Origin of the sequence: Achromobacter sp. ACM04 (genome assembly GCF_014851465.1) — a bacterium.
In the GTDB taxonomy this organism is placed as follows: Bacteria; Pseudomonadota; Gammaproteobacteria; order Burkholderiales; family Burkholderiaceae_B; genus Achromobacter; species Achromobacter aegrifaciens.
Window position 1 is genome coordinate 1,143,403 of the sequence record NZ_JACUZS010000002.1, and the last position, 20,508, is coordinate 1,163,910.

At 66.8% G+C, this 20,508-nt stretch carries 15 protein-coding genes; 4 read left to right on the forward strand and 11 right to left on the reverse strand.

Annotation, left to right across the window (positions count from 1 at the left end; all coding sequences use genetic code 11):
• Window positions 1–38 precede the first annotated feature (38 nt).
• Window positions 39–3,128: a WG repeat-containing protein gene (locus IB259_RS16040; protein WP_192329581.1), complete on the forward strand. Its 3,090-nt coding sequence runs from the start codon at window positions 39–41 to the stop codon at window positions 3,126–3,128.
• Complete coding sequence (locus IB259_RS16045; RefSeq protein ID WP_192329583.1) at window positions 3,125–5,995, forward strand: WG repeat-containing protein; 2,871 nt, start codon at window positions 3,125–3,127, stop codon at window positions 5,993–5,995. Before IB259_RS16040 ends, IB259_RS16045 begins: the two co-directional genes overlap by 4 nt.
• A gap of 10 nt (window positions 5,996–6,005) precedes the next feature.
• Here the strand turns inward: IB259_RS16045 and IB259_RS16050 are convergent, their stop codons facing one another.
• Window positions 6,006–6,866, reverse strand: a complete 861-nt coding sequence (locus tag IB259_RS16050) for an oxaloacetate decarboxylase (protein ID WP_192329585.1) — start codon at window positions 6,864–6,866, stop codon at window positions 6,006–6,008.
• A gap of 103 nt (window positions 6,867–6,969) precedes the next feature.
• Between IB259_RS16050 and IB259_RS16055 the strand changes: the two genes are divergently transcribed.
• Entirely contained in the window at window positions 6,970–7,848 is an 879-nt protein-coding gene (locus IB259_RS16055) for a LysR family transcriptional regulator (protein WP_125470313.1), read from the forward strand.
• Window positions 7,849–7,877: 29 nt separating this feature from the next.
• Here the strand turns inward: IB259_RS16055 and IB259_RS16060 are convergent, their stop codons facing one another.
• The 4 genes from IB259_RS16060 to IB259_RS16075 all read right to left on the reverse strand — a co-directional run bounded on the left by IB259_RS16060 (window position 7,878) and on the right by IB259_RS16075 (window position 11,430).
• Window positions 7,878–8,693 carry a siderophore-interacting protein gene (locus tag IB259_RS16060; RefSeq protein ID WP_054458815.1) on the reverse strand — a complete coding sequence of 272 codons (816 nt, stop codon included), beginning with the start codon at window positions 8,691–8,693 and terminating at the stop codon, window positions 7,878–7,880.
• A gap of 22 nt (window positions 8,694–8,715) precedes the next feature.
• Complete coding sequence (locus IB259_RS31010; protein WP_225596866.1) at window positions 8,716–9,477, reverse strand: PadR family transcriptional regulator; 762 nt, start codon at window positions 9,475–9,477, stop codon at window positions 8,716–8,718.
• Between the two features lie 77 nt (window positions 9,478–9,554).
• On the reverse strand, window positions 9,555–10,448 hold the full coding sequence (locus IB259_RS16070) for a DMT family transporter (RefSeq protein WP_192329587.1): 894 nt from the start codon (window positions 10,446–10,448) through the stop codon (window positions 9,555–9,557).
• Between the two features lie 91 nt (window positions 10,449–10,539).
• Window positions 10,540–11,430 carry a helix-turn-helix transcriptional regulator gene (locus IB259_RS16075; RefSeq protein WP_125470317.1) on the reverse strand — a complete coding sequence of 297 codons (891 nt, stop codon included), beginning with the start codon at window positions 11,428–11,430 and terminating at the stop codon, window positions 10,540–10,542.
• 97 nt (window positions 11,431–11,527) lie between these two features.
• Here IB259_RS16075 and IB259_RS16080 point away from each other — a divergent pair, with 97 nt between their 5' ends.
• Complete coding sequence (locus tag IB259_RS16080; protein ID WP_225591287.1) at window positions 11,528–12,970, forward strand: MFS transporter; 1,443 nt, start codon at window positions 11,528–11,530, stop codon at window positions 12,968–12,970.
• On the opposite strand, the gene IB259_RS31240 is transcribed toward IB259_RS16080, so the two are convergent.
• The 6 genes from IB259_RS31240 to IB259_RS16110 form a co-directional block, all read right to left on the reverse strand.
• The gene (locus tag IB259_RS31240) at window positions 12,964–13,425 is read right to left on the reverse strand and encodes a fimbrial protein (RefSeq protein WP_158598578.1); all 462 of its coding nucleotides are present in this window, start codon (window positions 13,423–13,425) and stop codon (window positions 12,964–12,966) included. The two genes, IB259_RS16080 and IB259_RS31240, sit on opposite strands and share 7 nt — an antisense overlap.
• Before the next feature lie 575 nt (window positions 13,426–14,000).
• Complete coding sequence (locus tag IB259_RS16090) at window positions 14,001–16,580, reverse strand: fimbria/pilus outer membrane usher protein (protein WP_192329591.1); 2,580 nt, start codon at window positions 16,578–16,580, stop codon at window positions 14,001–14,003.
• A 130-nt stretch (window positions 16,581–16,710) separates the two neighbouring features.
• Window positions 16,711–17,478 (reverse strand): molecular chaperone, encoded by a 768-nt coding sequence (locus IB259_RS16095; RefSeq protein WP_175180464.1) that lies wholly within the window; start codon window positions 17,476–17,478, stop codon window positions 16,711–16,713.
• A gap of 134 nt (window positions 17,479–17,612) precedes the next feature.
• Window positions 17,613–18,146, reverse strand: a complete 534-nt coding sequence (locus IB259_RS16100; protein WP_125470324.1) for a fimbrial protein — start codon at window positions 18,144–18,146, stop codon at window positions 17,613–17,615.
• Window positions 18,147–18,585: 439 nt separating this feature from the next.
• Window positions 18,586–19,356, reverse strand: coding sequence for a phytanoyl-CoA dioxygenase family protein (locus IB259_RS16105; RefSeq protein ID WP_156337480.1), 771 nt, complete (start codon window positions 19,354–19,356; stop codon window positions 18,586–18,588).
• A gap of 5 nt (window positions 19,357–19,361) precedes the next feature.
• The gene (locus IB259_RS16110) at window positions 19,362–20,462 is read right to left on the reverse strand and encodes an AI-2E family transporter (protein ID WP_054458797.1); all 1,101 of its coding nucleotides are present in this window, start codon (window positions 20,460–20,462) and stop codon (window positions 19,362–19,364) included.
• Window positions 20,463–20,508: the final 46 nt, after the last annotated feature.

Here is a 20,508-nt window from a genome sequence, read left to right on the forward strand (position 1 = left end):
CTTTACGCTTGCGCGGTTGCAGCCCGCGCCGCTGCACAATGAAAACCCCGCTCGCCCTCAAACCCCTGGCGCTGGCCGTGGCGCTGGCCGCCCTGCCCGCCGTGCCCGGCGCGGCGCAGGCCAGGTCCAACTGGATCGACCAGTGCGCCCCTGGCTACAACGAATACAACGGCGCCAACCTGGAATGCCAGCAGGCCTTCCACGAAGGGCTGGCCGCCGTGCTGACCGGATCGGCCGATGACGACGCCGGCCGCTGGGGCTATCTCGACAAGCGAGGCCGCATGGCCATCGCGCCGTCCTTCCAGGAGGCCAAGTCCTTTCAGAACGGCCTGGCCGCCGTGAACCAGGATGGGCTATGGGGCTATATCGATACGCAAGGGCAATGGGCGATCAAGCCGCGCTTTTCCGAGGCGACGGGCTTTAACGCCGAGGGTTCCGCACTGGCCGAGGAAGACGGGCACGATGTGCTGATCGACCGCAAGGGCAACATCATCAAGACCTTCGAGCTGGGCACGCGCTCGTGGGGCTTCCAGCGGGGGCAGAAGCTGGCATCGATGGAGATGCCCATGCCGCCGCGCCTGTTCAATACCGCAACCGGCAAGGCGGCGACGCTGCCTGCCGGCGTCATGGCGCTGGCCGCGCCCAGCGGCGGCTACCTGCCCGCCCAGTTGCGCGATTCGCGCTACAGCGGCTGGTGGGGGCTGCTGGACGAGCAGGCCCGCTGGGCGATCGCGCCGGACGTGTTGCGCGCCCGCGAGCCCGCATTGCGCGACGGCGACGTGCTGGCGGTGAGCCGCGACGCAGGCTGGACGTTCGTGGATCCGCGCGGCAAGACCATCCACAAGCAGCGCTATGAGCACGTGCAACTGGCGGGGCCTGGGCTATGGCTGGTCAAGCAGAAAGGCGCGGGCAAGGCGCTGCTGTTGAACGCCAAGCTCGGCGTCCAGCATGCATTCAAGGGCAATTACATCGGCCTGGATGAACGCGAGGGCTGGCGCGTCATGATCGATGACGAAGCCGTGCTGCTGATCGATCCCGCCGGCAATTTCCGCAAGATAGACGCGCGCCATGGCCGCGTGCAGCTGAGCAACGGGCAGGCCTGGGTGACGGCTTCCCTGCCGCCGCGCGCCGTGGATATGGCGGTCGACGCGGCCGAGGCCGCGGCAGTGGCAGCCGATGCCGCAGCGGCCGGCGCCGCCGCGGTCCCTGACGACGGTCCCGGAAAGGCGGTGGAGGCCTCGGCCGACGCCGCTGTTGCGGCGCAGGAGGCGGTCGCCGCGGCAGCCGCGGCCTCGGAAGCCGAGACCGTGGCCGTCGACGTCGCCACGCCTGCCGCAATGGACGTAGCCGCCGCCGCAGTGGACGCCGCCGCGCAAGCGACAAGCGCGGATGCCGCGCCCGACACCGGCGGCGGCCTGCTGCAGATCTATACGCGCGAAGGCAAGCCGCTGCTGGACGCCGACACCGTCGCACGCCTGCAGGACTACGACATCAGGGCCTTTTCCGCGCGCGAGTCCGCACACGGCCGGGCCTTCGCGGACAGCTTGCCGCTGGCCCTGTTGCGGCCCCTGGACTACACGCAGCCTCTCGGCATACTGACGTCCAAGGGCAAGATCGTGACCAACCCGGACTGGGAGGACATGTCCAGCTACGACGTGACCATGCCCTTGCCGGTGCGCGCCGCCAACGGCAAGTATGGCGCCATCGACGCCGACGGCAACTGGGCTGTGCAGCCGCGCTACAGCGTCATCCATCCGTTCCGCGGCGGCTACGCACAGGCGGGCGCGGGGCGCAGCCGCAGCGACGGCGACCAGTTGATCGACGCCCGAGGCAAGGCCGTCGCGGTCCCTGCCGAGATACTGGACGGCGCCAGGTATTTCGACGGCGAACTGATCCAGTACCGCGCGCCGGACGAAAACCGCGAGAACCGCTGGGGCATCTGGAATGTCGCCAAGGGTGCGCCCGCCGTCAAGCCGGTGTACGAAAGCATGGAGAAGTTCGAAGACGATTGGACCAAGGTCCAGCACCAGGACCGCTGGGGCGTCATGAACCGCGAGGGCAAATGGGTGGTGCCCGCCACGCAGGACAGCTCGTACAAACTCGAATACCTGGGCAACGGCCTCATGCTGGTCGAGGACAACGCTCCCGGACAACGCTCCCGCAGCTCTTTCGACACCACCTACCGCCTGGTGAACCTGCGCACCGGCAAGCCCAGCGAGCCCGTGACCGGCAAACCTGAGCGCCTGAAGGACGGACGCTACCTGGCCGCGCTGGCGGGCGGCGGAACCATGTTGTTCGACGCCAAGGGCGGCGCCACGCGAGTCTCCGACGGCCGAGCCAAGCGCACGGAGCTCTACCAGCACTGGCTCTACATCGAACATGACGACCGCGAGGGCGCCATCGATGCCCGCGGCAACATGAAGGTCCCCGCCATCTACGGCGAGTTCAATCCCTTCTTCGCGCAGCCCGAGGGGCTGGCGCGCGCCTACAACGGCTCCGACTACCGCGTGATCGACCAGGACGGCAAGACCGTGCTGGGCAAGCTGGGCGACGGCTCGCCGCTGGCAACCATGCAGCGCATCGTGTTCCACGACTCGGAAAATTCCGTCAGCATCATGACGGACCTGCAGGGCCGCGAGATCACGCGCATCGACGGCACCTACAGCGTGGAAGACCGCAGCGCCAACGAAGGCGTGGCCCCCTATCGCAGCCGCTCGGGCAACGGCAGGCACGGCTTCATCGATGCCAACGGCAAGCGCATCGTGGGACCGCACTTCGACACGCTGGGCCCGCTGAACAACGGCCTGGCGGTGGCGCGCCGCCTGCAGTATTCCGGCACGCTATATGGCTACATCGACTTGACGGGACGCTATGCGATTCCGCCCGTCTTTACCTGGGCCGGAAACTTCAGCGAAGAACGCGCGCTGGTCCGCAGCAACCACCAGGGCCGGAACACGCAGTACATCGATACCAAGGGCGTGCCCATCGCCACGTTCACCGAGGTATGCGACACGGTGACCATCCTGGACGACCAGGGCAGGATCACCTGGCCGCAGCAGAAAATGGATTGCCCCGTGGCCGACAAGTTCGAACTCGCCCCCGACAACGCCAAAGCGAAACAACCATGAAGTCACGCGCGATACGCACCACCCGCCTTGCCTGCGCCCTGGCCGCGCTGGGCGCGTCCCTGTCGGCGCATGCGCAATACTCGTACTGCATCGAGGAAAAGCCCTACAGCGTCGCAGCCGACGACGACATCAGTCCCTACGCCAACGGCTGCATCCGCACGCTGGCGGACCAACGCGCCGCAGTGCTGCTGCCCTCCGCGCTGGTGAACATCGACCGCGTGCCGCGCGATCATTCGCTGCGCCGCCATGCCTGGGGTTTCCTGGACCAGAACGGCCGGCTGGCGATTTCGCCCATCTTCGAAGCGGTGGGCGATTTCCGTCACGGCCTGGCCGCGGTGAAATGGAAAGGCAAGTGGGGCTTCATCGACACCAAAGGCCGGATGGCGGTGCCGCCGCGCTATGACGCCGTGCAGGACTACGCCGAGATCGGCCTGACCGTGGCCATACTGGACGGCCGCTATCTATTGATAGACCGCAAGGGCCAGCCGGTGGGCGCACCGTTGGACGAAGGCGTGCAGTCCTTGCACGTGGGCGCGGGCGTGCCGGCGCTGGCGACGGTGGAATACAAGCCGGAGTACCGCTCCAGCACCGGCGAACGCCGTTACAGCGATGCCGGCGTCAGCATCATCAAGTCCTATGGCAACGGCCTGTACATCGCCACCAACAAGGAAGGCCGGTACGGCCTGGTGGACCGGGACTGGAAGTGGGTGCTCGAGCCCGACTATCAGGACATCTCGGTGCCGGGCGAAGACGGCTCGATGGCCGTCGCCTATGCCGACGGCGGTGCGCTGCTGCTGGACCTCGATGGCAAGCCCGTGGGCGCTGACCAGGGCTATCGCAGCCTGATGCCCGTGACCAAGGCATTCTGGAGCGCCGAGCTCGGCCGCGGTTCCTATGTGGTGCTGGATAGCGGCGGCAAGCCCGTCGTTACGCTCAAGTCCGCCGAAGCGCAGGAATCGCAGCGCCACGGCGACGCCATCGTCTACCCCTCGGGCGGCAAGCAGATGGCGCTGGTTCCGGGGCGCGCGGAGCCGCTGACGCTGGGCGCGGGCCTGTTCGTGGCCGAAGACCAGAACGGCTACGTGCTGTTCTCGAACGAAGACCGCGTACCGGTTGGCCTGTTGACGCCGATGGGCAACTGGCTGCACGGCGAAACGGCGCCCGCCTGGCTCAAGGACACCGGCAGGATGGTGGTCAGCCAGGGCAAGCTGTGGCTCTTCAAGCAGGAAGGCGAACTGCTCAACGTGCTGGACGATGAAGGCCGCCTGCTGCTCAAGCCCGAAACGGTGGAAGCCGCCAAGAGCCGCTCGCTCAAGGAGCTGCCGCTGGACATACCCGGCAGCGCACTGGGCCTGCTGGCCCAGGACCACTGCCAATGCACCGAGGACGGCGCCGGCCTGCTGCTGGCCGACGGCGGCATTGCCTCCGACCCGGCCTGGCGCAGCATCATCCCGCTGGACGGATCCGACGAGGATTACGGCGTGCAGGCGGATGCGGAAGCCGCCGGACTCAAGGCGGAGCAGCTGCGCTACGCAGCCCAGACCGCCGCAGGCCTGCTGCTGCTCGATGCCGTGGGCAAGCCCATGGATCTGCCCGCGCAGCAGCACATCGGGCCGTTCCGCCATGGTTACGCACCGGCCTACGCCGATGGCGTGAGCCGCATGCTGGACCGCAGTGGCAAGACCTACGACCTGCCCCGCGACTTCTTCGAAGCGCAGATCGTCGCCCCCGGCGTGGTCCGTTTCCTCAAGACCGCAGCCGAGGGCTCGCCCTGGGGCCTGTACGACTTCGTCGCCGGCAAGGAAATCGCCGCGCCCGCGTTCCAGGACATCGGCCTCTTCCAGGACGGCCAGGCCGTCGCCTCGCTGGGCCAGGATCGCGTCGGGATCATCGACCTTAAGGGCAAGTGGATCGTGCCGCCCAGCCACCACAGCGCGGAACGCATCACCGCCAAGATCTGGAAGCTGCGCCAGGCCGGCCCGCAGCAGGAAGAGTACGAACGTCCCACCGCCGTCTTCAACGCCGAGGGCCGCGCGCTGACCGCCTTCCGGCCCAAGCTCTCGGTCGGCGTGGACAGCGAAGGCTCAATCGCAGCCAGCGACGACAAGCACCGCTGGACCATTGCGCCTGACGGCTCGCAAGCGGTGGACATGGAAGACGCGGACTACGTGCGCATGGGCGACTGGACGGTGTTGCGCCGCCAGCCGCGCCAAGGCTATCTGGACAGCCAGGGGCAATGGCAGATCGCGCCGTCCTCGGCCGTCGCCGGCGCCTTCCGCGGCGCCCCCGCCCGCGCCCTGCTGACGGGCGAAGACGGTCCGCGCCTGATCGACGACCAGGGCAAGACCGTGACCGCGTTGCCCGCCGGCGAATGGCGCTGGCCGCTGGGCTCCGACATGCTGCTGCGGCATTACTACGCGGGCAACCGGGAGATGACCGACTACACCGGCCTGGACGGCAAGAAGCGGCTTTCCGTCGAGGGTCTTGCGTCAGCCTATTCCGAAGGGCGCGCGGTAACGCGCGTGTCCAACCGCGGCATGCGCGCGCTGGACGGCAAGGGCGCGCTGTCCGGCCCGGCATTCGACGCGCTGGGCCCGCTGCGCGAAGGCCTGGCGCCGGTCGGCATCGATAGCGGCTACGGCTACGTAGATGCGCAGGGCAAACTCGCGATCGCCGCGGATTACCGGGTGGTCGCGCCATTCAGCAAGGGCCGCGCGGTGGTATCCACGCTGGAGCAATCGATGATCATCGATCCCTCCGGCAAACAGGTGGCGCGCGTGGAAATGGAATGCGGCATGCGCACGCTGTACGGCTCGCACAACCAGCGGCTGTGGCCGCTGAGCCTGCCGAGCCGCTGCCCCCGCTAGCGTCGCGCGCTTACTGCGTGTCCAGCGCCAGGTAGCGGCGCGTCTGCACGATCTCCTCCCGCTCCTTGAAGCTGGTGAGCTGATCGGCCAGCGCGCTGCTGTCGCCTGTCTGCTTGATGGCCGCAAGCGTGGCCTGCATGGCGTGGATGGCGGCGCGCTGCAGGTCCGATGGGATGATCGCCAGGCGGTAGCCCATGGCCGCCAGGTCGGCCAGCGGCGTGAGCGGCGTCTTGCCGCCGTAGAACATGTTGATCAGCTTCAGGCCCGGCAGGCGTTCGGCGATGGCGCGGATCTGCTCCAGCGTCTCGGGCGCTTCCACGAAGATCATGTCCGCGCCCGCCTTCAGATAGCGCTCGGCGCGCGAAAGCGCGGCCTCGAAACCTTCGACCGCAATGGCGTCGGTGCGCGCGATCACCAGCGCATCGGGGTCGCTCAGCGTCTGGCGCGCGATGTGCACCTTGCGGCACATTTCCTCGGCGTCCACCAGGCTCTTGTCGTCCAGGTGGCCGCAGCGCTTGGGGAAGGACTGGTCTTCGATATGGAAGGCCGCCACGCCGGCGCGTTCCATGATGCGCACGGTGCGCTCCACGTTGGCCGAACCGCCAAAGCCGGTGTCGGCATCGGCCACCACCGGCAGGCCGCTGGCGTCCACGATCTTTTCCACGCGGTCCATGACCTCGGTGAAGCTGAGCAGGCCGATGTCCGGATAGCCGGCTGCGCGCGCGATGGCGCCGCCGCTGGCGTAGACGGCGGAAAAGCCGGCCGCGGCCACCAGCCGGGCCGACATGCCGTCATAGGCGCCGGGCGCCACGACGATGTCGCGGGCCAGGCGCTGGCGCAACAGGGTGCTGGGTTTGATGGGGGCAGTCATGCGGATTCCTTTGCGGGTGTCGTCGATGTATGCATGATCGGCCCGTCGCAATAGAATGTCCAATATATGGAAAATTCATAATCAATACTTTCAAAGTACCAATATGGAACTGCGCCACCTGCGTTACTTCGTCGCCACCGCCGAGGCCCAGCACTTCACACGCGCGGCCGAGCAGCTGGGCATGGCGCAGCCGCCGCTGTCGCAGCAGATCCGCCAACTGGAGCAGGAAGTCGGCACGCCGCTGTTCGATCGCACCGGGCGTGGCGTTGCGCTGAACGATGCCGGACGCGCCTTCCTGGTCTGCGCGCAAGACATCCTGCAGCGGGCTGACGCCGCCGTGCGCACGGCGCAGCGGGCCGCGCGCGGCGAAGTCGGCGAACTGACATTGGGATTCACGGAATCCGCGTCCTTCAGCGGCGTGGTGACGGAACTGATACGGCAGTACCGGCAGCGCTATCCGGACGTGGAGATGACGCTGTCGCAGGGCGATAGCGAAACGCTGGTGACGCAACTGCGCAGCGGCGCGATCGACGCGGCCTTCGTGCGCCCGCCCTTCGCGCTGGACGGCGGCCTGGCATTCACGCAACTGGCGCAGGAACCGCTGGTGGTGGCGCTGCCGCTGGGCCACGCGCTGGCGCGGCGCAAGCGGCTGGCACCCTCCGATCTGGAGCAGGAACGCTTCATCCTGTATTCGCGCAAATCCGGCTATGGACTCAGCGCCGACATCATGGCCGCCTGCCGCCAGCATGGACTGAATCCGCAGATCGGCCAGCGCGCGCCGCAACTGTCGTCGGCGGTGAACCTGGTAGCGGCGGGCATGGGCGTGGCCATCGTACCGGAATCGCTGCGCCATCTGCGCCCCGACGGCGTGGTGTACCGCCCTTTCGCGCTGGACTGGCCGCGCGCGGTGCTGGGCCTGGCTGTGCGCGAAGAAGGCGCGGGCGGGCGGGTGCGCAATCTGCTGGCGTTGGCCGGCGGCTGAAGATCTTTACTCCATCGCCAGCCGACGATTCAGCCTTCGTGCGATTCGTGCACAGCCACGGCGCCGCGTTTCCAGTAGCTGGCCGCACGGATGCGGCTCTTGTCGACGCCGTGCTGCGCAACCATGATTTCCCGCACGGCCTTGGCCGCGGCCGATTCCGCGGCCACCCAGGCATAGCCTTCGCCCGGCGGCAGCGTCAGCTCGCGCGCGGCTTCCAGCAACAGGGTGCTGTAGCCCGCCGCGGTGCCGTTGCGGTGCAGCCAGCGCACCGAGGCTTGCGCTGCGGTAGCCAGCGGGATTTCGTTGGAAGCATCCGGCACTTCGATCAGCACCAGCGCCTGCGCGCTGGCCGGCAGCTCTTCCAGTCGGCGGGCGATGGCGGGCAAGGCGGTTTCATCTCCGATCAGCACATGCCAGTCGAAGCCCGTGGGTACGACGAAGGAGCCGCGCGGCCCGCCTATGCCCAGCAACTGGCCCGGCTTGGCCTGTTCGGCCCAGGTGGACGCGGGGCCGTCGCCGTGCAGCACGAAGTCGATGACGAGCTCCTTGCGCGCCGCGTCGAAAAAGCGCGGCGTGTAGTCGCGGGCGGCGGGCTTGGGCATGTCCTCCGGGAACTTGATGCCGTCCGGTGTCACCGCCGGCAGCGCTGGCGGCAGGGAAGGATCGGCGGGAAAGAACAGTTTGACGTGGTCGTCGAACGAGGCGGACACGAAGTCCTGCAGTTCGTCGCCGGTGAAGGTGACGCGGGCCATCAGGCCTGCGACGCGTTCGACGCTGGCCACGGTCAGCGTGCGCATCTTCAGGTTGTGGCGGACGCGTTCGACATTCAGGTCGTTGCGGGTCATGGATACTCCAGGAATGAGGTCTTCAGGAACAGCTCTGTTCCGTGATGTCGGCAGTGGCGCGGGCCAGGATGGCCGCGATGCGCCGCTGCTCGGCGGGCGAGGCGTCGGTGCGGTCCAGCAGCGCGCGCTTGAGCGCCTGGCGCGCGGCCACGAACTCCGGCAGCCAGCCGGTGGCGGTGTCTTCGCCTTCGGGGCCGACGTTGCGCGGCTGGCCGCTCCAGGCCTGGCGCATCCAGTCCATCTTGCGCGCCACGTGCTTGAGCTTGTTGAACATCAGCGCCAGGCGTTCGCGATTGCCGTCCAGGTGCGCATGGCCCGGTTCCGCCAGGTGATAGCGCTTCTTCGCGCCCTCTTGCTCGACGGTGGCGTAGCCCAGCTCTTCCAGGTAGGTCAGCGCGGGATACACCATGCCGGGGCTGGGCGTGTAGAAACCGTTGCTGAGCGCACCCAGCGCCTTGATCAGCTCGTAGCCATGGCTGGGATTCTTTTCCAGCAGGCCCAGCAGCATCAGCTGCAGGTCGTCGGCGCTGACTTTGCGGCTGCGGGTCCAGCCGCGGCCGTCGTCGCCGAAACCGCCGCCGAAGCCGCCGCCTTCGCCGCGCTCGTCGGCCGGACCGGAGAACCAGTCCCCGCCCGCGGCGGCGTGGCGCTGGTGGTGGCCATGGCCTTCGCCGTGGTGGCGATGGTGCGCATGGGGATGATGGGAATGGGAATGACCGTGGCGGCCCTGCGGCTTCTGGCGGGCTCGGCGCACGAATGCGGTAAGGAATTGGGCGTCACGCATGGTTTACCTCCGGTGTCTATCGTACGAGTTATATCTTACGACATATATCTTACGATATACCTGCGATAGTCCGGCCGTCAAGCGCGACGTTCGATCACCCCTGCCGCGATCCCTCCCACGATGAGCGCCATGCCCAACAGCAGCGAAACGCTGACCGGCTCGTGCAGGAACAGGGCCGAGCACAGCAAGCCGAACACGGGTACCCCCAACAATCCGACGGAAGTCACGCCCGCGGGCAAGGCACGATTTACATTCACGGCAGCCCAGTGCGCCACCGCGATGCCGAAGACACCGGCATAGCCCAGCAGCCATGCCAGGTCGGCGCTCCACGCCACTTGCGGCGGACCTTCGGTTGCGTACGCCACGGCCGACAGTACGGCCGAAGCCAACAGGGCCTGCCACAGCGCGAGTTCGAAGGGCGGCGTAACCCAGCGGTGTGCGCGCACGTAGACGATATTGGCCGCCCAGCACAGCGCCGCCAGCAGGATCAGGCCATTGCCCAACAGGGCATCGCGATTGGTCCAGTCAAAAGCCAGCGGATTGAAGATGACAACCAGCCCCAGGAGGCCCAGCGCCAGCCCGGCCCGCCGGGCTGGCCCCACTGACTCCCTCAGGAACAGCCAGGCGCCCGGTATCACCCACAAAGGCGTGGTGTAGGCCAGCACGGCCGAGCGGCCCGCCGGCACGTACAGCATGCCCAGGCTGACCAGCGCGGCAAACGCCCCCATGTGCAGCAGCCCCACGCTGAAAATCACCGGAAGGTCGGCCTTGACCGGCCGGGCCACGCGGCGCAGCGCGAGACCCAGCAACAGCAATGCGACGGTGCCCGCGATGCTGCGCGCGGCCGCTGCCCAGATAGGCGTCATGTACTGCAACAGCAGCTTGTTGACGATCCAGGTGAAGCCCCAGGCCAGCACCACCACGCCCAGCAGCAGCAAGGCGTGGCGGCGGGAAAGCGCAGTGGTGGACATGGCCGGCGGAAGCATCCGCGAGGACGCGGCGGTATGAAGATGCCCCGACTATAGGAGCCGCCCGCCACGGCTCCGTAGACCCACGGCGCGCCTATTCCCTGGTGCCACGTGCGGGCTTGGATCGGGCCGCTACGCGCCCCGCGAGCCAACGCTCGAACGCCGCCGCCTTGGGTTCGTCGGGCGCGGGCGCGTAAACCACCAGCCGCAGGTGCCGGCTCTCGTCCACCGACAAGGTGGAATGCTCGAACGCCAGCGCGCCCAGGGCTGGCAGGCAGAGGCTGCGCAGGCCCATGCAGGACCCGTGCACATCGTGTTCGCGCCACCAGCTCTTGAAGTCCGGCGATACGCGCTCCAGTTCATCCACCAGCTCTCCGACGTCCGGCGCCTGGCCCGCGCTGGCGAAGTCGCGCCGGAATGTGGACAGCATGGCGGGCGCTTGCGCTGGCCAGTCCACGAACAGTTCGCGCATCGCCGGATCCGCGAACAGCATCCACAACAGGTTCCTGCGGCCCGGCGCCTGCGTTGAAAAATTGAACACGCGGTCCGCGGCCGCATTCCACGCCACTACGTCCCAGCGCAGATTGAGGATGTAGGCCGGGCGCGCGGGCAGGTCGTCCATCAGGCGGCGCACCTGTGCGGGCACCGTGCACCAGGTGCGCCCCGGTTCCGATGGCGGACGCTGGTGCGCCAGCAGGTAGAGATGACGGCGTTCGGCCGCGTCCAGCTTCAGCACGCGCGCCAGGTTTTCCAGGAAGCCTGCCGACACGCTGATGTTGCGCCCTTGTTCGAACCAGGTGTACCAGGCCAGGCCCACGCCGGCCAACGCGGCCACTTCCTCGCGCCGCAATCCCGGCGTGCGCCGGCGGCCTCCCGCGGGCAGCCCCAGCTCGGCAGGACTGAGCCGTTCGCGGCGCAGCCGCAGAAATTCCGACAGATCGGCGCGGGTGCGCTCCAGGCGCTTGGGGGCTGCGGTTGCGGTCATGAGTCCATTGCACCTGGTAATAGCATAAACAGCTAAATTGTATAAGGCTAAAAGCCTCTCCAGAATAGCGCCCATCCTGACTCCGATGGCGCTTTCCATGTCTTCTTCCACACTCCCCTGCCCTGGCGCGCACGCCGCGCCGCAGCCCGCCTTGGGCCGCCTGGGCCTGGCCGTGCTGCTGTCTGGCGGCTTCATCACGATCTTCGATCTGTTCGTGGTGAACGTCGCCATTCCCAGCATGCAATCCACCTTGTCCGCCAGCTTCGCGCAGATCAGCTTCATCATCGCCGCCTACGAGCTGGCCTATGGCGTGCTGCTGATCGCGGGCAGCCGGCTGGGCGACCGCCATGGCCGGCGGCGCCTGTTCATGCTGGGCATGGCGGGGTTTGCGCTGGCCTCGGCGCTGTGCGGCCTGGCGCCCACGGCCGACACGCTGATCGCCGCGCGCATCCTGCAAGGCATGGCCGCGGCCATGCTGTTTCCGCAGGTGTATGCGTTGATCCGAGTCAGCTATCAGGGCCAGGAACGGCAGCGCGCCTTCGGCTTGCTGGGCATGACGCTGGGACTGGCGGCCATCGCCGGACAGGTGCTGGGCGGCTGGATCGTGCATGCCGACCTGTTCGGGCTGGCATGGCGCAGCATCTTCCTGCTCAACGTGCCGCTGGGCCTGTTGGCGTGGCGGCTGGCACGCCATATCCCGGAATCGCGCGAGCCCTCGGCCGCCAGCATGGACTGGCCCGGTTCGGCGCTGGTGGGCGCAGGACTGGCCCTGCTGCTGCTGGCGCTGATAGAAGGTCCCGCGCGCCGCTGGCCCGTGTGGACGGTGGCCTGCGGCGTGGCGGCGCTGATCGCGCTGGCGCTGTTCGTGCGCATGCAGCGGCGTGTCGCGGCCCGCGGCGGCGCGCCGCTAGTTGACATGGCCTTGCTGGCGCAGCCGCGCTTCGCGGCGGGTTGTCTGCTGGTCATGCTGGTGTTCTCCACCGCCAGCGCCATGTTCCTCTGCTATGCGCTGCTGGTGCAGACTGGCTTCGGCCTGGACGCGCTGACGGCCGGCCTGATCTTCGCCCCCGCCAGCGTGGGCTTCGTGGCCGGATCGATGGCGGCGCCGCGGCTGGTGGCGCGCTTCGGCACGCTCGCCATCGCACTGGCCGCCCTGCTGTATGGCGGCGCCACGGCAACCTTGATGCTGCAGGTGGACGCGGCCGGCGCGAGCCTGGCGCCGTGGTCGCTGTTGCCGGCGCTGGTGTGGCTGGGCGCGGCCCAGGGCGCCGTCAACACGCCGCTGGTGAATCTGGCGCTGGGCTTCGTCGACGACCGCCACGCTGGCATGGCGGCCGGCGTGGTGTCGACCTTGCAGCAGGTGGGCGCGGCGCTGGGCGTGTCGGCGGCGGGCATGCTGTACGCCGGCGCACTCGATGCGCATGCCGCTGCGGGCGCGGCCGAACGTCATGCCAGCGCTTTTGCCAACGCCATGCAGTTCAATGTCGCCGCGATCCTGATCGCGACGATTCTGTTGTGGCGGCTGGGGCGCCGCTACTGATAGCTCATCGTGAACGTGGCCCGCGCATTGGCGGTTCCGACAGTCACGACCTCGTCGGTTTGCACGTAGCGCGCCGTCAACGGGATGGAAAAGACACTGGCTCCGGGCGACACGGTGCCTGCCTTCCATTGGCCAGGGTTGCCAAGCACGTTCGAGTCCGCGCCATATCCCAGCACCGTGGTGCCATTCAATATTTCGACCCCGACGCCCGTGGCGCCGGACCCGGGCGACAAGTTCAGCACCTTGGAGCGGTTGCCTGGCTTGGTGGCGTCCGTCAACGTGGCGTACACATCCAGCGAGCTCAGGCCATCCCCTCCCTTGCAACTCAGATCGATCTTGAAAGGGCGCTCAGCCGACGTCGAGCCGATACCCTTGAAAACCGTCTTGGAAACCACGCCCAGCGAGGTATGGATGGTGTCATTCGACGAAAAGGAACAAGTCGGCGGCCTTCTCACTCGTACGGTGGTCGTCCCGGCGTACCGGAACCGAGCATAGGTGTTCTGGGTACTTCCGAAGGTCCAAAAGGCGATATCCTCGCAACACCCAAAGGATCCAGAACCCACATTCCCAGTCTTGATCAGTTCATACTCGATCGTTACCTTCGGAGGGGTCCCTTCCACTACGGTCTCGCATTCCGTCGGCCAATAATTGGAGACGCAGGACCTGTACCGGGACTTGATGCGAGCGCCTACCCCGGGAATGCCAGTATTAAAGACCCCATTCTGTTCATATACGTCTAGGTAGATAAGCAAAGCGCCCGGGGGAGACTCTTCGGACGCACATCTACCAGGTATAAGCGCTCGGGTGCCCACCGTACCGGACCACATCACCTGACCGACACCCACGTCGGCATTAAGCTCGATCGTGGCAGGAAGGACGATCCCCAAAAAATGGGGTTGCTCGCACGGAAATTGATCGCCGGCAGCGTTGGCGGGGGAGTAGACCAGCGACAGCAACGTCGCGCCAAGCAAAAACAGTATTCGAAACGTATTCATCTTGCGATTCCGGTCGAAGGTAAATTGAGAGATATCTAGCTGCAGCGGGTTTCGATCTGCCGATAGCTGTCCGGACCCATGCCTTTTTCCGTGGCCGGAAGTTCATAATCCATGCGGCATACATCGCCAGGCAGTTCGCCCCACTTGACGGTCAATTGGCCGCGGTCCTGCAGGCCGCGCGCCAGTACACGGCTTGCCTGCCCGACCAGACCGACTTCCACACCATGCTCATCCACCACGCTGGCGCCGAACGGCAGCGGCTTGCCATCGGCTTTCAGCACCTGCAGCATGGCCGACCGCCCCGAGACCGTGGCGTACCGCAGCATCGCGACCGCACCGGCGCGCGGCGCCACCTGCTGGCTGGTGACCTGCAGTTCCACATCGGTGGACAGCCCCTTGGGATCGATTTCCACCGTGTTCATGCGATACGGCGTCAGATGCGGCACGACGGCATATCCACGGCTGTTGACGCGCACGCCCGAGGCATTGAGCAGACGTGCGCCTTCGGCGTCGGGCGCTTCAACGATGCCGAAGGTTTCCGAAAGCGGCTGCGACAGCGTAAGGCCGCCCGGATGCGCGACGAGCGCCCCGCGCACGCCTACCGAGCTTTGCGAATAGCCCGTACCCACGCCTGCGCTGCCCGTGAATTCGGCGACCGGCGCGCGGTAGAGCATGCTGGCGCTGCCGCCGTTCATGCTGTCACCCGAACCGCCGGAAGCATGGTCGGCGCTAAGGCTGTAGGACAGATCATTGTCCTCGCCCGTGGAGCCGGACAACGTGCTTTGCACCCGCAAGCGGCCGTCGGAGTCGCGTCCGGCATTGGTCGACAGGCTGAGCGGATTGCTCTTGCCCAGCGGAATGCTGATGGTCGCGTAGACCGCGGTGCCCATCTGCTGCCGGCTGTCGCGCTGACGCTGGACGCTGATGTTGTAGCCCACGGTCTTGTACCGGTTCGCATAGGCGATGCTGTAGTTCACGTCGCGGCCGTCGCGGTTCCAATGGTCCACGCCCGAGGCGGTCAGGTTGATGCTGCCGCGCTGCCCGCCCAACTGCTGGCTCAGCATGATCGAGGCGCGGTTGCGCTCGCGCACCATGCTGCCGGTATAACGGTACTGGCCATAGCCGTAGAGCGAATTCATGGCTTCGTTCAGGCCGTAGAAGCCGCTGGTGGAATAGCGGTACGCCGCGATGGAGACGTTGGTGCCAGTGTTGGGCAGGTTCTTTGCATAGCTGGCGCGCATGCTGGTGCCGGTATGCGTAGCGTCTGCCTGCGACAGGCGCGACTGGGTCGCGTCCAGGCCGAACGCTCCGGCCGACGTATTCAGGGCCCCGCCCAACAAGACCGAGGTGTAGTTTTGCGCCACCGTGGCGCCGGCATAACCCGTGACCAGATTGGACAGGCCGCGTTGGTAGGTAGCCTGCAGGAAATGCGGGCTTTTCGACAATTGCTTGTTGCGCACGGCGCCGCCGACCACGCTATAGCGGCTCACGCCCGGGCGCAGCGACATCGGCACGGCGGCGTAGGGCACCGAAAACCTGCGCACGCTGCCGTCGGCTTCCTGCACCGACACATCCAGGTCTCCGCCGTAGCCGGTGGCGTACAGGTCGGTGATTTCAAAGGCCCCCGGCGCCACCGTGGTTTCGTAAATAACGACCGAGTTCTGCCGGATGGTGACCCGCGCGTTGCTGTTGGCCATGCCGCGCACCACGGGCGCGTAGCCGCGCATCGAGTCGGGCAGCATGCGATCGTCGCTGGCCAGGCGCACGCCCTTGAAGGGCGTGGACTCGAACAGTTCGCCGCTGGTATAGGCTTCGCCCAAGGTGAGTTGGGACGACAGCGCAACGATCTCGCGCTGCGCGTAAGTCGAGATGTTCTGGTACTGGCGCTGGCCCTGGGAATCGAAAGAATAGGAGCCGTTGTGGCGCAGACGCCAATCACCCAGGTTGACGCCCGCGCGCAAGCCCAGATAGCCCTGCCGCTGCGTGCCGCCAAACGCCTTGTTGCGGTAGTTGTACAGGTTGAAGTCGTAATCGACCATGGCCGCGTTGACGCCTGAGTCCCATAGTTCCGGACTGACGTAACCGCGGGCGTGGCGGCTCATGGCGGCCTGGGGAATGCTGAGGTCCAGGCGCTGGTCGCCGAAGTCGAAATCGCTGCTGGCGTCCGCGGCGATCTCGTCCAGGCGCAGGCTGGCGTCTTGCGCCAGCTTTGCGGTCGCCTCGGCGGGCAGCTTGCCCAGGTCGACGCCGATGCGCTGCAACAGCTGACGGTCGAACACGGGCTGCGCCGCCGCCTCGCCGGCAACCGCCGCGAACGGCACATCGACGCGGCCCACATAGCTTTGGTTGATGAACAAGTCCACCGAATAGTTGCCGGGCGCGGCCATGTTTCCCTTGGCGAAGCGCGACAGGTCGGTGCGCTGGCCCGAGCCGCCCATCAGGAAGGCATCCTCGAATTCCACCGAAGCCACCATCGTTCCGGATGCGTCGGCCTCGGCGGCCTGCGCCACCCGCTCATGCGCAACCAGGGCCAGCAGCAGTGCCGCGCAAAGAGGGGTCAGACGCAGACTGACGCTATCTCGCGTATGCAGGAGCTTTGAAAGGGTTTTCTTCATGACGGCGGAGCTGAAAGAGTGGATTCGGTGAAAACGCTGGACAACACTCTCCCCGCGGATGCCGTTGCCGGCATCCATCACTAAGGGAGTTTGGTGAGATGGGCGCCGCGCGCTTGCGCGGCCTGGTGACCTAGCGCAGGGAGGACGCGGGTCCCGACATCAGCGGCAGGGAGCCTTCGACGTTCGCGCCCCAGTCGTTGATGCTGTTGAACTTGACCTGGGCACCGCCTGCCGGCGCCGATGTCATTCCCGCGAGGGGAAACAACGTGGAGTCGCCCGGCTTGACGTAACCGGCTCCGGCATCGAAGGTCTGGCCGCCAGACTGCAGGCTGATCTTGCCCAGGTTCACGACATAGGGCGTGGGATTGCTGGCTTTCAGCGCATAGCCTTTGCCGGCCGCGGCGGGAGCGACCTCCCAACGCAGCTGCGCCGGCGCCTCGTCTGCCTGGCCCGGCAGGCCTTGCGGGCGATACATCACCTTGATGCGCGTGCGAAAGGCAAGCTGCAGGCGATTGGCGTCTTCGCCGGCCTGAGCCTTGGGCGGGACTTCCAGCACGTTGAGCCAGTACATGCTTTCCTTATCCTGCGGCATCGATTCCTTGGTGTGGATCAGACGCAGGGTCTGCCCCTTGCCGGGATCCACGCGGAAGATGGCGGGCGTCAGCACGAAAGGAACCTTCAGCGTTTCCGGCGCGTCGGTGATGCTGCCGTCGTCCAGCCACGACTGAACCAGGGCAGGCGTACGGCCGTCGTTGCTCAGCTTGATGGTGACTTCGCGTTCTTGCGCCGGATAGATCACGCGCGTGCTGGCAATAACGACGCTGGCCTGCGCCTGGAGTGCAAAACAGCCCGCGGCAAGCGTTGCGGCGGCCATCAGGGTGCGGCGTAGAGTTTTCATGATGTAGCCCTTGGTGGTGGATGCTGCGTCTATGGTCGGTTTCCTTCCAAGCCGTCTCGGGGAGCGGGGTGAGACGGCTTGCAGGGAAACACCTGACTCGGCGGCCCCGGGGAGGCAGCCGCCGAGTCGGCGCATTACTCGTAGGAGATCGAGTACTGCACGCGCGAGTTGGCGGCGCCGGCGGTGGCGTTGCCCAGCGAGTGGTACTCGACGAAGTAGTCCAGGTCAGCCTTGCCGCCGGACAGCGTCACGGTCTGCGAGTTCTGCTGGCCGATGGCCGCGCCGGCCATGATTTCGCCGAACGAGTTGTTCAGCAGGCCCAGTTCGACTTTCTCGGCGCCGCCGGCGTCAACGATCAGACGGCCGGTGGTTTGCGAAACGGTGGGGCCGCCTTCGAAGTGGACCGAAACCGGCTGGTCGGAGGTGCAGCTGCTCAGCGCGATCTTGAACGGCGTACGGCCGGCGGTGGCGCCTGCGGTTTCCAGCGTCTTGGCCGACACGGTGGGCAGGGCCACGGTGAAGTTCTCGCCGCCGTTGCCGCCGTTGATGACGCAGGTGTTGGCGGTGATGTTGCCGGTGAATTCGATGGTGCCGTCGGCGGCGTGGGCGCTGGCGAAAGAGGCGAGGCCGGCGATGGCCAGAGCAGCGGTCAGGAGGGTCTTTTTCATGATGAGTCTTTTGAGTTGGGTTTTGAGGTGAGGGAAATCGCCTTTGCGGGCGGATCTTTGCTGCGTGCGCTAGTGCTTGAGGGACCGTTGGGGACAGGTCTTTTCAGTTCGCGTACTCAACAACTGCATCGTAGATTTCGCGGCGCAGGCCGCCCATCGGGCTAGTCCTCTCCGATCCGGGCAAGACATAGGACTAGGCCCATTTTTTGGCGCAGGCCCTTTCAGCACCGGAAAAAGCGCCCGCAGCCGAGCCCGCCAGCGAGCGGGCGCAGTGGTCGACAATCAAGGGGGGAAGATCCCGTCAGGACACGAACCCGGACCGGGAAAGTCGGCGCATGCGGGGCCGCGCCCGGAGAGATTTCAGGCGGACAGCACGGGCCGCAGTGGCGGCTGATCGAGAAAGGAACAGCGCCGCAGAATGCGGCGCTGACTCAGAGCATCAGGCGGCCGGGACCGTCAGCGGCACGCCCGGCTGGCTGGCCGAGCGCGTGCCCGGCAGCGGATGACAGGACTGTGGATGGTAGGTATGCACCAGCGACAGCTTCACGCGGTCGCTGGCGTTGCCCTGGGCGGCATGCAGGGTGCGGCAATGGAAGAACACCACGTCGCCCGCCTGCAGTTCGGGGCAGACCGCGCGGGCGATCCACGCGGCGTTCTGGGGCGCGTCGTCGCGGAAGAACTTCTGCTGGTCGAACTGTTCCGGCGCGAAGGCGGCCGCGTGTGAACCCGGGATGAAGGACAGGCCGCCGTTGGCGCGCGTTTCCGGGCCCAGCGCCAGCCAGGTGGACACCAGATCGGTGTCGGAAAACGACCAATAGCGGATGTCCTGGTGCCAGCCGGTCAGGCTGCCATAGGCCGGATGCTTGGTCATCACGCAGTTGTGATGCACGGTGGACAGCACCGGCGTTTCGCCGAAGTAGCGTCCCAGCCACTGGCCGATGCGGGAATCGGCGGCCCATTGCGCGAACAAGGGGTCGCGGCCATAGGCGCCGAGCAGGCGCCGCACGGTCAGCCCGCCTTCGGCCGCGCGCGACTCGGGCGCGCCGGGATAGCGCAGGTCGGCTTCGTATTCGATGGGCGCGACGTGGTCGCGCAAATGGCGTTCGGCAACGGCGCGCAGCGCCGCCACCTGTTCCGGGCTGGCGAACTGGCGCGCCACCACGAAGCCCTGCTCGCGCAGGACGGCTATCTGGTCATCAGGCAACAACATGGCATTCAAGCAGCAGGGGGTTGGGCGGGAGGATTGATGCGGGCGGCATCGCGTTCCTGCACCTCATGGTGCACCCATTCGCGCCACACCGCCACCAGCAGGGCCATCAGCACGGGGCCGACGAACAGCCCGACGATGCCCATCGTCTTCACGCCCCCCACCAACCCGAAGAAGGTCGGCAGGAAAGGCAGCTTGACCGGCCCGCCCACCAGCCGCGGACGCAGGGTCTTGTCGACGATGAAGAGTTCCACGCTGCCCCACACCATCAGCGCGATGCCCGCCACCAGATGGCCCGAGCCGACCAGATAGAGCGACACCAGCGTGAACGACAGCGGCGCGCCGCCGGGTATCAGCGCCATGAAGCCGGTGACCACGCCCAGCAGCACGGGCGACGGCACGCCCGCCACCCAGTAGGCGATGCCCAGCACCACGCCCTCGCCCAGGGCGATCAGGCCCATGCCGGTGACGGTAGAGTTGATGGTGGCCGGCACCACGCGCGAAAAGCGCTGCCAGCGGGCAGGCAGGATGCGTTCGCCCAGCACGTCCAGCTGGGCCACCATGCGGATGCCGTCCTTGTAGACGAAGAACAGCGTGATCAGCATGAACAGCACGGTCAGCAGCAACTGGAACACATTGCCCGTGGCCGCCAGGACCATGCGGTAGATATTGCCCAGATGCTCGCCGCTGACGGCCTCGACCAGGGCGCCCAGCGCATGGGGCTGGCCGATATAGGATTCCCAGTACTGGCTCAGGCGCTCGCCCACTACAGGCATGGAGGTGATCCAGTTGGGCACGGCCACGCCATGGCGGTTGGCGGCGATGGCCCAGGCGAAGAAGGTACTGGCTTCCTTGATGGCGTAGGACAGCGCGAACGACATCGGCACGATCAGCACGACGATCACCACCAGCAGCGCCAGCGAGGCTGCCAGCGCGTTGCGGCCGCCGCAGCGCGCGACCAGCCGCTGGTACAAGGGCCAGCTGGCCAGGCCGATGATGAGTGCGGCGAGCGCGGGGACCAGGAAACCGCTGAGGAAGTACACCCCCGCCAACAGCACGAGCAACAAAAGCCAACGGGCGATCAGGTAAGCGGGTAGTACAGGCTGCATGGAGCGGATCGACAGTAAGGACGTTGTAGGCTTTGACTGTCGGACT